Genomic DNA, 11,932 nt, shown 5'->3' with positions numbered 1-11,932 from the left:
GTGCGGTGCACTGTGCCCCAGGCAGGATTCGAACCTGCGACACCAGCTTTAGGAGAGCTGTGCTCTATCCCCTGAGCTACTGAGGCCCCGGTGGCCGGCCTCTGGAGGTGGCCACCGAGGGCTCAGTGTAGCGGGTCGGGGACAGCGGAGTCGGGCGGTTGGTGATCTTGCCGTCCGGGCGGGGTCAGTTCTGGTTGTCGTCGCCCTGGTTGTCGTTGTCCTCGGAGAGGGCCCGCGGGTTGATCGACCAGATGCCCCGTCCGAAGGTGGCGGCGTAGAGCCGGCCGTCGGGGCCGGTCTTGAGCTGCTGCACCGAGGTGGTGGGCAGGTTGCGGCCGAGCACCGAGAAGTTCCTCTCGCCCGGGGCGCGGTAGAAGGCGGCGAGGTCGCTGCCGAGGGCCAGGCCGCCGTCGGGGAGGAGCTTGACGGAGGTGGCGGGGACGTCGGGCAGGTTGGCGGAGACGTCCGTCCAGGTGGCGCCGCCGTCACGGGTCTCGAAGAGGTGGCCGATGCCCGCGCCGGGGCCCTCCGTCCAGGTCCGCGAGAAGCCGTTGAAGGCGACGAGGACGTGCTTCGCGTCCTTCTCGTCCACCGCGAAGGAGGAGATGTAGCGGTTCGGCAGGGCGCCGTCCACCGGCAGGTTCAGCTGGTGCCAGCCGGTGCCGTCGGTGTTGCCGACGGCGATGCCGCGGCTGAAGCCCTGGTTGTTGCACGGGCCGCACCAGCCCGCGTACACCGTGCCGTTCACCGTCGCGACGGCGGTGGCGACGTGGCCCGCGCCGAGGTCGTACGCGGAGGTCCACTCGCTGCCGCTGCGGATCGCGTAGCCCTTGTGCTGGACCCAGACGTGCTGGCCGCCGGCGATCCAGGTGTTGCCGTCCTTCGGGTCGGCCGTGATCGGCGCGATGAAGCGGGCGGCGTTGGTGTTCTTGTCCGGCGGGGCGATCTCGAAGGAGGTGGCCTTGCTCGGGTCCTTCGTCCAACTGCCGTCGTTGACGGCGCAGTTCTGGGTCACCCACATGTCCAGGTAGACGTACTCCTGGGCGATGTCGCAGCCGTTGGCCGGGTCGACCAGGGTGTCGGCCCCGTCGCCGCCGAAGTTGGAGCCCATCACCTTGTCGTGGGCGCGCAGGATGGACTGGCCGTTGTCCTGGAGGCCGCCGCTGACGATGACGCCCCGGCCGGACGGGTCGGCGAGGTCCTTGCCGACGCCGACCGAGTAGTACTGCAGGGTGTCGATGGTGCCGTCGGCGAGGGACTTCCAGTCCTTGCCGTGGCCCCACTGGTCCAACTGGCCGTTGGCCGGGCGGCTGTAGATGCCGCCGTCGTTGCCGACGTAGACGTTCGGCTTGCCCTGGTAGCTGCCGAAGGCCACGGCGTGCTGGTCGGAGTGGGTGGTCGGCGAGCAGTCGCCGGTCTGCTTCGCCGGGTCGATGCTCCAGCAGGGGAAGCCGTTGTTCCAGTACGGGCCGACGGTGTTCCAGTCGGCGCCGGCGTCCTTGGTCTCGAATACCTCCTCCAGCCCCATGTACACGTGGTCGGGGTTGGCCGGGTCGACCTGGAGCGACTGGTTGTACCAGGCCTGGATGCCGGGCTGGTAGCCCGGGTCCTGGAGCGCCGAGCCGGAGCCCTTCAGCTTGTCCTTGTCCGCGATCAGCGTCCACGGGCCGGACGGGGAGCCCGACTTGGAGACGTAGACGCCCTTGAGGCCGGTGTCCGGGTTGTGGGCCATGACGTCCGGGGACTGGTCGATCGCGTAGTAGCGCGAGCCGTCCGCCGAGCGGGCGAAGGTGACGTTGCCGACGTTCGCCGCGTCGGTGGGCAGGTCGCCCAGCGAGGCGACGCGCTGCCAACTCCCCCCCGCCGCCTTGCTGTAGAAGCCGTTGTAGGTGTCGCCGCCGCGCCAGCCGACGGCCAGGATCACCTTCGACGGGTCCTTGGGGTCGATCGCGATGTCGTTGGCGATGTTCCTGTACGGCGCGCTCGGGTCCGCCGCCTTCGAACCCCCGGGCAGGTACTCGGGGTTGGGCGCGAACTCCAGCTTCCACGGGCCGGTCAGGTCCGTGGTCGAGTGGCTCCACACCCCGCGGCTGGTCGCCGCCCAGGCCTTGCCGCCGCCGAAGCGCAGCGCGTGGATGATGGTCGACTCCAGCTCGTTGCCGCCGATGCGGTCCCCGGGCTTGAAGCTGCCGTGCTTCGGGTCGGCCAGCACGTACACGCCGGTGCCGACGTACGAGGTGGCGCCGGTGTTGGACTCGCCGGTGGCGTACCAGAGCCGGCCGCCCTCGTCGAGGTCCAGCGTGCCGGTGGACAGGGTGGGCAGCCGGTCGGCGATCGGCTGCCAGTCGCCGCCGCCGGTGCGGGAGCGGAACACGCCGCCGTTGGCGCCGCCCGCGTAGACGTAGCCGTCCTGGTCGGCCGCGATGCCGGTGATGCGGCCGGTGACGAAGCCGGCGCCGCCGCTGGAGTTGGAGTTGACGTCGCGGTAGCGCGGGTCGTCCGAGTTGTACGGCTTGGTGGTGACGTGCTTCCAGGAGCCGTCGGTGTGCGGCATCGACTGGAGCTGCGACCAGGCCGCCCCGTACGCGCCGGGGGCGACGACGCCGGGCGCGGTGCGGGCCTCGGTGTACTGGGCGACGCCCTCGGCGGAGTTCTCCGCCTCCGAGCCGCCGTCACCGGCGCTCTCGGCCTTCGCGGCGAAGGTGTGGGGGGCGGCGGCGGCGCCGAGGACCTGGGCGGCGTGCTTCCGGCCGACCTCGGTCAGGTGGCGGGCCTGCTTGTTGCCGGAGGCCGGGGCGGGCGCGGCCAGGGCCTGGGTGGTGGTCAGTCCGAGCACGGTGAGCGTGACGGCGGGCAGCAGCAGCCGACGGCTTCGCCTGGTGGGCACGGTGTGGGTCCTCCCCTTGCGGACGGGCGGCGCGGTCGCGCGGCCCGGTGGAAAGCCGACCGAAGCCTGTCGTCCCGGAAGGGCCGCTGGATAGGGCAACCGGGTAAGAAAACGTCAAAACCCTTATCGGTGAAAACTGTTGACGTTCAACTGAAAGGCCCCTCCCCTCCGCCGGGGGCGGAAGGGAGGGGCCCGAACCGTTCGGGGCCCGCGGCGCTCAGAGGGTGCGCAGCAGCCGGGACTGGATGGACGGCGGCTTGAGGTCCCCCTGGAGGGCCACCGGCACCTCGGTCTTCGTGTCGCCGGCGCCGACCCGCAGCACGCCGATCTCCTTGCCCGCCGTCATCTGGTGGTCGAGCTTGGACGGGTCCAGGGTGACGGTGCCGGTGATGCCGGGGAAGCCGGCCACCACGAGGTCCTTGGTCGCGACGACCGGGGCCTTCCCGCCGAGGCCGTCGTCGACGGTGCCGACCACGTCGCCCTTCTTGACGAGCGTCTGGCCGGTCACCCCGTTCTGCGCGGCCTGGATCTGCTTGCCGCTGACCTTGAGGACGGTGGGCAGGATGCCGTCGTTGGGCCCGGAGCCGGTGGCCTGCTGGCCGAGGGTGACGCCAAGGATCAGCCGCTTCACTCCCCCGACCTCCTTGTACGCGGCCCACATCAGGCAGCCGCCGGCCGGGGTGCTGGAGCCGGTCTTGACGCCGATCACGCCGGTCTTCGGGTTGATCAGGTTGTTGGTGTTGGGGATCTTCGTGTTGTTGAAGTTCGTCTCCGGCGTGGACACGAGCTGCCGGAAGACCTCGTTCTGCATGACCTGCTCGGCCAGCTTCAGCTGGTCCTTCGCCGTGGACTTCGTCTCCGGCTTGATGCCCGCCGCGTCGGTGTAGGTGGTGTTGGTCATCCCGAGCTTGGCCGCGGTGTCGTTCATCTCCTTGACGAACGCCTCCTCGGAGCCGGAGTGGAAGCGGGCCAGCAGCCGGGCGACGTTGTTGGCGGAGGGCAGCATCAGCAGCTCCAGCGCCTGGTACTCGGTGAGCACCTGGTTCTCGGTCAGCGTCACCCGGGACTCGTCCACGCTCCCGGACTCCTGCGCGGCCGGCTTGTCGACGGTGATCTTCGGGCCGGCCTCCCCCTTCTTCAGGGGGAACTTCTGCAGGATCAGGTAGGCGTTCATCACCTTGGTGACGCTCGCGATCGAGGCGGGCTTCTCCTCCCCGGAGCTGCCCAGGCTGCCGAGGCCGACGACCTCGGCGGCGGACTGGCCCTTGGCCGGCCAGGCGAGGTCCAGCTGCTCGCCGCCGAAGCTGTAGCTGCCGGCCGTGGTCGCCTTCAGCTTCGGGTCCGGCAGCGGGCGCAGCAGCTGCGCGACCACGACGGCGCCGAGGACCACGGCCAGGAAGACCGTCCAGATGGTGATCCGCTTGAGCGCGCGCCGCATCGGCGAGACCGGGCGGGCGTTGAGGGTGGCCAGGACCTCCATCGCCTCGGAGGTGTTCTCCGGCGAGGGCAGCGGCTCGGGCGCCGGGAGCGGCGGCGGTACGGGCAGCGGCGGGAGCGGTGGCACCGGGCGCGGGTCGGGCTCGGGCAGGGGCTCGGGGGCCGGGGTCGGGTCCGGCAGCGGCTTCGGCTGGGGCTTCGGCAGCGGCTCGGGGACGGAGTCCGGCTCCGGCAGCGGCGCGGGGGCCGGCGGCTCGGGGACGGTCCCGGCGGCGGCGAGCGCCGTGCTCCCGGCGGCGGCCGGGCGCAGCGGCGCCGGCTTCTCCAGCTTCTCGGCCTTGTCAGCCGTCTCCGTCGTCTTCGTCTTCTTGGTCAACGCGACGGACGCGGCGGCGGGGGCGACAGCGGGGACGGCGTCACTGCCCCTGTCCCCTTCTACCTTCTCCCCCGCGGTGCTCCCGGCGACGCTCTCCGCGACCGCCGAACCCGTCCGCATGGCGAGACGGGGATCAGCCGCCGGCGGCTTCGCGGGGGCCGTCTCCGACTCCTTCTCCTCCGCCTTCTCCTCCGCCTTCGCCCCGGCCTTCTTCTCCCCGATGGCCTTCACCAGCTCCTCGGGCAGCCGCAGCGCCGTGGTCCGATTGTCGACCGGCATCCGCAGCGAGGTGGTCCGGTTGTCCGCCGGGAGCCGCAGCGAGGTCGTGCGGTCGTCCGCATCCTGGACGCGCAGCTGCACCGTCGAACCGCCCTGCGGGCCCTGGCCGACCGCCTTCGCGGGGGTCGGCAGCGGGCTCTCCGCCGGGGCCTCCACCGGGGTCCGTGACGATTCCGACGCAGGGGCCCCGGCCGTCCCGGCTCCGGTGGCGGCACCGCCCCGTTCGCGCTCGCCGTCACCCTCCCGCTCGCCGTCCCGCAGCACCCTGTCGGCGGACTCGCCCACGTATCCCAGCCTCCTCAACGCCCGGCGGGGCACCGGCAGACCCGATTTCGGGAAGCCGACGCCCCGCCCCGTGTACCCGTACAGTCTCCGCCACCGACGGCCGATCCGGCCGCGCACACCCCGCCCGACCGGCCCGTTTCGCCGTCGCAGGGGCGCACCGCGGCCCGTTCACCGCTCAGACGCCGCGCCCGCGGCCGCCGGTTCCGCCCCGCCGGTCCAAGGTCACGATTCGGAGGCGTACTCGACAAGCCCGTGTGAGAGGCGTCACCCTGTCTCTCATCCACGCGGGGAGGCTTGGATGGGCAAGAGCCGCAGAACTGTTCCCGAGGAACTCTTGCTGCTCGCCTTGGACCCGACCACGGGTACCACGGCGCAGCCGCAGACCCTCGACCTCGGACTCGCCGGGGCACAGCTCGTCGAGCTGTCCCTGGCCGGACGGATCGTACCTGAGGGTGACCGGATCGCCGTCGTGCTCGCACGACCGACCGGTGACCCGACCCTTGACCACGCACTGGAACTGCTGCGCCGTCGCGGCAGCCCGGTCCGCGCGGCGCACTGGATCGGCGGGCCCAGGCTGGGCCTGAGGCAGACGTACCTGGCACACCTGGAACGCTGCGGCATGGTCACGGCCGTGCCGGGCCAGATGTGCGGGGTCCTGCCGACGATCCGCTACCAGGCGTCCGACGACTGCACCAACGCCGCGATCAAGCAGCGGCTGGACACCGCGATCCGCACCGGCGTGCCGCCGGACCCGCGGACGGCCGCGCTCGCGGCCCTCGCCCACGCCGTGGGCCTGGGCAAGCACCTGTACCCGGGCAACGAGGGCCGGTCCTCGCGGTCGCGGCTGCGCGACCTGATCCGGTACGACCCCCTGGGCGGGATGGTCGCGCACGCCGTGATGGACGTGCAGAACGGCCTGCCGGCCCAGCAGAACCGTTCACCCCAGGGCACCGGGCCGGCCCCGAGCCGCTCCGGCGCCCGCGCACCGGGCCGGAGCACGGGCGGGCGGGTCGCCGCCTCCCGGGTGGGCGCCCGCTGACCGGCGCGGCGCCCGCGCCGGGCGCTGTACGGAGGCGCTGAGCGCCCCCTCGCGCACCAGGTTCCGCCGGGGCGCCGACGGAGCCCTCGAAGAGCACCGAGAAGCGCTGAGAAGCACCGAGAAGCACCGAGAAGCACGACGGAACAGCACACCACGCAGCACCGAGGGGCGGTCGCCCGCGACGCGAGTCGCGCGGCGACCGCCCCTCAGGCGTCCCCGGGGACGCCCCCGAGGCGTCCGCGTGCACGTGCCAGGGGCAAGAGCGCCGCCACGGGGTAGAGGCAGGTAGCAACAGGTAGCAACACTGTTCCGTGCAAGCCCAGCCGCATTACCACCACAACGCCCGTGCTGTCCCGCAGAAGCGGTTTTCCGACGATCTGTTCTACCCCGCTCCTGCGAATCCGCGGCACCGGCCCGACCGAGGTGTCATGCTGCTCCGAGTCAGGGGGGTAGGTCCCATTGTCCGAAGTGTCCCGAGGGCTGCCGTTCCAACGTTCAGCAGAGGTACGGCCGGAGGTCGACGTGTCCGCGAACATCAACCCGACGGTGCGCCGCCGTCGCCTCGGATCGGAACTGCGCAGGCTCAGGGAGTCGCGCGGCATGACGGCGGAGGAGGTCGCCGGCCGCCTCATGGTCTCCCAGTCGAAGATCAGCCGCCTGGAGAACGGACGCCGGAGCATCAGCCAGCGGGACGTCCGCGACCTGTGCGACGTCTACGAGGTCGTCGACGACCAGATGCGCACCAGCCTGATGGACATGGCCAAGGAGTCCCGCCAGCGCGGCTGGTGGCACGACTTCAACGACATGCCGACCCCGTACAGCGTCTACATCGGGCTGGAGGCCGAGGCCTCCTCGATCCGCGCCTACGAGTCCTCGTTCGTCCCCGGCCTGCTCCAGACCGAGCAGTACGCGCACGCCGTCGTCGAGGGCACCCAGCCCGACACCGACGCCCTCGCCGTGCAGCGCCGCGTCCAGGTGCGGATGAAGCGCCAGGAGCGCATCAACGGCGAGAACCAGCTGGGCAGTCTGTGGACGGTCATCGACGAGGCCGTGCTGCGCCGCGAGGTCGGCAGCCACGAGGTCATGGCCCAGCAGCTCAAGCACATGCTCGAGTTGAGCCAGCGGCCGAACATCACCATCCAGGTGATCCCGTTCTCGCACGGCGCCCACCCCGGCATGACCGGGACATTCTCCCTGCTGGAGTTCCCCGAGTCAGCCGATTCGACGGTCGTCTACTTCGAAGGTGTGACGAGCGATCTCTACCTCGAGAAAGAGGCCGACGTGCGTCGTTATACCGGTCTCTACGACTACTTGAGGGCCGCGGCCCTCGGGGTCGCGGAGAGCCGGATGCTGATAGCCCGTATTGGAGAGGAATACCGATGAACACCACCCCCGAGTACCAGCCGCGTTGGCGCAAGAGCAGCCACAGCGGCGGCGCCGGAGCCTGTGTGGAGATCGCCGTCCCGTCTGCGGGGGCGGTGGCCGTGCGCGACTCCAAGGACCCGTCCGGTCCGCAGCTGCGCTTCTCCGCCGACGCCTGGCGGGCGTTCGCCTCGGCGGCGGCCGTGGACGGCTTCGAGACCGCCTGAAGGCCGCGGCCTGACGAGGCCCGCCGCTGAGCCCGGTACGACCCCCGTACCGGGCTCAGCCCTTCACCGGTCGGCCCTTCAGCGGCCGACCCTTCACCGGTCTGCCTTTCGCCGGTCAGCCCTCCACCGGGTAGCGCCGCGCCCACACGGCCCCCGCGGCCGTGCGCGGGTCGTGCAGTTCGGAGCCGTGGACCAGCTCCAGCACGAAGTCGTCGGCGAGTTCGAGGATCGCCCCGCGCCCCTCCAGCCCGGCCACCAGGCCCGGCGGCAGCGCGGTGTCCCCGTGCAGCACCCCGAGCAGGCCGCCGCAGACGGCGCCGGTGGAGTCGCTGTCCCCGGAGTGGTTGACGGCCAGCAGCAGCCCCGAGGTCACGTCGTGGGCGACCAGCGCGCAGTACACCGCGATCGCGAGCGCCTCCTCGGCGACCCAGCCCTCCCCCAGCGCCTCGACCCGCTCGGCGGACGGCTCCCCGGCCCGTACGGCGTCCAGCGCGGCCCGCAGCGCGGCCGTGGTCTCCTCGTGCCCCACCCGCTCGGACAGCAGCGCCAGGGCCAGGTGCACGCCCTCCTCCAGGGTCCCGCCGCGGGCCACGGACTGGACGATCACCGCGTAGGCGCCCGCCGCGAGGTAGCCCGTCGGGTGGCCGTGGGTGAGCACCGAGCACTCCACCGCGAGTTGGAACACCAGGTTGGGCTCCCAGGTGGTGAGCAGCCCGAAGGGCGCCGCCCGGACGACCGTGCCGCAGCCCTTGGAGTGCGGGTTCTTGGGGCGCTCCAGCGTTCCGAGCCGCTCGCCGTCCGGGCCGCTGAGGCCGGTCAGGCAGCCCTGGCCGGGGGCGCGCTGGGCGTAGAGCCACTCCTCGCGGCCGAGCCAGCCGAGGTCGGGGCGGCGCTCGTCCGGGCCCCAGTCGCGCTGGGTGGCGGCCCAGCGCAGGTAGGCCAGGTGCAGGTCGGTGGGCGGGTGCCAGGCGCCGGACTCGCGCCGGACGTGGGCCCGGATCAGGCCGTCCACGGTGAAGAGCGTGAGCTGGGTGTCGTCGGTGACGGCCCCGCCCTCGGCGCGCCCGTACGCCGGGAGGTAGCCGGTGACGCCCTGGGGGCCGTGGCGGTCCCGGATCTTGTCCAGCGTCTCGAACTCGACGCCGGCGCCGAGCGCGTCCCCGATGGCTCCGCCGAGCAGACAGCCCCGCACCCTGCTGCGGTAGTCCTGCTGCTGCGCGCGGGACCACAGTGGCATCACGAGGGGCGCCTTTCGTCGGGGGCGGGGGCAGCGCGCGACGCCTCGGCCGCGGCGCGCGCCCTCGCACTGTACTTCGAGGAGTCGAACGGATCGACGGTTCCCTCGGAGTCCCCTCGGAGTCCCCCCGGTGCCTCCTTCGTACCTCCGGCTCAGTCCAGGACGGGCAGCAGCTCCGGCAGGTGCCCGTCCGAGGCCAGCGCGGCGGCCAGCCGCTCGGCCGGCACCTCCCCGTACACGGTGGTGCGCTGGCGGTGCGGACGGCCCGCGGCCTCGGCTATCGCCTGGAGGTCGCGCACGGACTTGTAGCTGCCGTACGAGGAGCCGGCCATCCGGGAGATGGTCTCCTCCATCAGCGTGCCGCCCAGGTCGTTGGCGCCCGAGCGCAGCATCTCGGCGGCGCCCTCCGCGCCGAGCTTGACCCAGCTGGTCTGGATGTTGCGGATGTGCGGGTGCAGCAGCAGCCGGGCCATCGCGATCACCGCGCGGTTGTCCCGGGCGGTGGGGCCGGGGCGGGCGATGCCGGCCAGGTAGACCGGGGCGTTGGTGTGGATGAAGGGGAGCGTCACGAACTCCGTGAACCCGCCGGTGCCGTTTTCAAGAGATCGCTGCTGGATCTCGGCGAGCAGCCGCAGGTGGCCCAGCCAGTGCGCCGGGGTGTCCACGTGCCCGTACATCATGGTGGACGAGGAGCGGATGCCCAGCTCGTGCGCGGTGGTGACGACCTCGACCCAGGTCGCGGCCGGCAGCTTGCCCTTGGTGAGCACCCAGCGGACGTCGTCGTCGAGGATCTCGGCGGCGGTGCCGGGGATGGTGTCCAGGCCCGACTCCTTCGCCTGCTGGAGCCAGTCGCGGATCGAAAGCCCGGTCCTGGTCGCGCCGTTGACGACCTCCATCGGGGAGAAGGCGTGCACGTGGATGCCGGGCACCCGCTCCTTCACCGCGCGGGCGATGTCGAAGTAGGCGCTGCCGGGCAGGTCCGGGTGGATGCCGCCCTGCATGCACACCTCGGTGGCGCCCACCTCCCAGGCCTGGGCGGCCCGTTCGGCGACCTGCTCCAGGGAGAGGGTGTAGGCGTCGGCGTCGGTGCGGCGCTGGGCGAAGGCGCAGAAGCGGCAGCCGGTGTAGCAGACGTTGGTGAAGTTGATGTTCCGGGTGACGCAGTACGTCACCTCCTCGCCGACGGCGTCGCGGCGTACGTCGTCGGCGATCCGGCACAGGGCGTCCAGGGCCGGGCCGTCCGCGTGGAACAGGGCCAGGGCGTGGTCGTCGGTGAGCCTCGTCGGGTCGTCGGCGGCCACGGCCAGGGCCTCGCGCAGGTCCCCCGCCAGGCGTTCGGGGGCGCCCTTGGCGAGCACCTGCTCGCGCAGCACCTCCCAGTCCCCGTACACGTCCTCGAAGTCGGCCCGGCGGTCGCCGGTGCGGCCCTCGGTGTCGATGCTCGCGTGCAGGTCGGTGCGACCGTACGACTCCGGCAGGTCCTCGGGTTCCTGCCAGGGCAGGCCGCGCACCACGGCCCGCGGGTTCGCCAGGCCGGTGGCCGGGTCGGCCAGGGCGCGCACGTGCGGCAGCACCCTCGGGTCCAGCCAGGGCTCGCCGCGCAGCACGTACTCGGGGTAGACGGCCAGGCGCTCGCGCAGCTCGAAGCCGGCGGCGGCGGACCGCTCGGCCAGGCGCTCGATCTGCGGCCAGGGGCGCTCGGGGTTGACGTGGTCGGGCGTCAGCGGGGAGACGCCGCCCCAGTCGTCGATCCCGGCGCCGATCAGGCGCTCGTACTCCCCGTCGACCAGGTTCGGCGGGGCCTGGAGGCAGGCGGAGGGGCCCATCAGGTGCCGGGCGACGGCCACCGTGGCGACCAGCTCGTCCAGTTCGGCGTCGGGCATGCCGCGCATCGCCGTGTCCGGCTTGGCGCGGAAGTTCTGCAGGATCAGCTCCTGGACGCCGTGGTAGGCCCGGGAGACCCTGCGCAGCGCGAACAGCGACTCGGCGCGCTCCTCGTACGTCTCGCCGATGCCGATCAGCAGGCCGCTGGTGAACGGCACCGAGCTGCGGCCCGCGTCCTCCAGCACCCGCAGGCGGACGGCCGGTTCCTTGTCCGGCGAGCCGTGGTGCGGGCCGCCGGGCTCGCTCCACAGCCGGGTGGCGGTGGTCTCCAGCATCATGCCCATGGAGGCGGAGACGGGCTTGAGGCGCTGGAAGTCCGTCCAGCCGAGCACCCCGGGGTTGAGGTGCGGCAGCAGGCCGGTCTCCTCCAGGATGCGGATCGACATCGCCCGCACGTAGGCGATCGTGTCGTCGTAGCCGTGGGCGTCCAGCCACTCGCGGGCCTCGGGCCAGCGGTCCTCGGGCTTGTCCCCGAGGGTGATCAGGGCTTCCTTGCAGCCGAGTTCGGCCCCGCGCCGGGCCACCTCCAGCACCTCGTCCGGGGACATGAACATCCCCTGGCCCTCGCGGCGCAGCTTTCCGGGGACGGTCGCGAAGGTGCAGTAGTGGCACTTGTCGCGGCAGAGCCTGGTCAGCGGGACGAAGACGCTCTTGGAGTAGGTGATGACGCCCGGCCGACCGGCCGCCTCCAGGCCCGCGTCGCGCACCCGGGCCGCGCTCGCGCACAGGTCCGTCAGGTCCTCGCCTCTGGCCTGGAGCAGCACGGCGGCCTCGGCCCGGTCGAGGGCCACGCCGTCCCGGGCGCGGCGCAGGGCGCGCCGCATCGAGTTCGCGGTCGGGGGGTTGGGCGAGGACGGTGCGGGTGCGTCCGGGTCGGTTGCGTCCATGGCGCGACCCTACGCCAGGGGTCGTACCTGCG

Annotated in this window: 7 protein-coding genes and 1 tRNA gene; 3 read left to right on the top strand and 5 right to left on the bottom strand. The window is 72.4% G+C overall.

All coding sequences use genetic code 11. From position 1 onward, the window contains the following. Positions 1 to 13: 13 nt before the first annotated feature. The 3 genes from ACIRRS_RS11970 to ACIRRS_RS11960 form a co-directional block, all read right to left on the bottom strand. A tRNA-Arg gene (locus ACIRRS_RS11970) sits at positions 14 to 86 on the bottom strand. 98 nt (positions 87 to 184) lie between these two features. After that, the gene (locus ACIRRS_RS11965) at positions 185 to 2,887 is read right to left on the bottom strand and encodes a glycosyl hydrolase (protein WP_402968498.1); all 2,703 of its coding nucleotides are present in this window, start codon (positions 2,885 to 2,887) and stop codon (positions 185 to 187) included. Positions 2,888 to 3,104: 217 nt separating this feature from the next. Then, complete coding sequence (locus ACIRRS_RS11960; protein WP_402968495.1) at positions 3,105 to 5,264, bottom strand: D-alanyl-D-alanine carboxypeptidase; 2,160 nt, start codon at positions 5,262 to 5,264, stop codon at positions 3,105 to 3,107. 298 nt (positions 5,265 to 5,562) lie between these two features. Here ACIRRS_RS11960 and ACIRRS_RS11955 point away from each other — a divergent pair, with 298 nt between their 5' ends. The 3 genes from ACIRRS_RS11955 (at position 5,563) to ACIRRS_RS11945 (ending at position 7,892) form a co-directional block, all read left to right on the top strand. After that, complete coding sequence (locus tag ACIRRS_RS11955) at positions 5,563 to 6,303, top strand: GPP34 family phosphoprotein (protein WP_402968492.1); 741 nt, start codon at positions 5,563 to 5,565, stop codon at positions 6,301 to 6,303. 522 nt (positions 6,304 to 6,825) lie between these two features. Beyond that, positions 6,826 to 7,686 carry a helix-turn-helix domain-containing protein gene (locus ACIRRS_RS11950; protein ID WP_402968489.1) on the top strand — a complete coding sequence of 287 codons (861 nt, stop codon included), beginning with the start codon at positions 6,826 to 6,828 and terminating at the stop codon, positions 7,684 to 7,686. After that, a complete protein-coding gene (locus tag ACIRRS_RS11945) occupies positions 7,683 to 7,892 on the top strand; it encodes a DUF397 domain-containing protein (RefSeq protein WP_402968486.1) in 210 nt (69 codons plus the stop codon). Before ACIRRS_RS11950 ends, ACIRRS_RS11945 begins: the two co-directional genes overlap by 4 nt. Positions 7,893 to 8,007: 115 nt before the next feature. Here the strand turns inward: ACIRRS_RS11945 and ACIRRS_RS11940 are convergent, their stop codons facing one another. Together ACIRRS_RS11940 and ACIRRS_RS11935 are read right to left on the bottom strand one after the other, a co-directional pair. Beyond that, positions 8,008 to 9,129 carry an ADP-ribosylglycohydrolase family protein gene (locus tag ACIRRS_RS11940; protein ID WP_402968483.1) on the bottom strand — a complete coding sequence of 374 codons (1,122 nt, stop codon included), beginning with the start codon at positions 9,127 to 9,129 and terminating at the stop codon, positions 8,008 to 8,010. Positions 9,130 to 9,281: 152 nt separating this feature from the next. Further along, complete coding sequence (locus ACIRRS_RS11935; RefSeq protein ID WP_402968480.1) at positions 9,282 to 11,900, bottom strand: bifunctional FO biosynthesis protein CofGH; 2,619 nt, start codon at positions 11,898 to 11,900, stop codon at positions 9,282 to 9,284. Positions 11,901 to 11,932 lie beyond the last annotated feature (32 nt).

Origin of the sequence: Kitasatospora sp. NPDC101183, from assembly GCF_044767945.1 — a bacterium.
Classification (GTDB): Bacteria; Actinomycetota; Actinomycetes; order Streptomycetales; family Streptomycetaceae; genus Kitasatospora.
The sequence above is the reverse complement of the archived record's forward strand: the minus strand, read 5'-3'. Positions and strand labels throughout refer to the sequence as shown.

Excerpts from the sequence above, each read along its gene's own strand:
- ACIRRS_RS11935 (WP_402968480.1), bottom strand. The coding sequence starts at position 11,900 with ATGGACGCAACCGACCCGGACGCACCCGCACCGTCCTCGCCCAACCCC.
- ACIRRS_RS11945 (WP_402968486.1), top strand. The coding sequence starts at position 7,683 with ATGAACACCACCCCCGAGTACCAGCCGCGTTGGCGCAAGAGCAGCCAC.
- ACIRRS_RS11940 (WP_402968483.1), bottom strand. The coding sequence starts at position 9,129 with ATGCCACTGTGGTCCCGCGCGCAGCAGCAGGACTACCGCAGCAGGGTG.
- ACIRRS_RS11955 (WP_402968492.1), top strand. The coding sequence starts at position 5,563 with ATGGGCAAGAGCCGCAGAACTGTTCCCGAGGAACTCTTGCTGCTCGCC.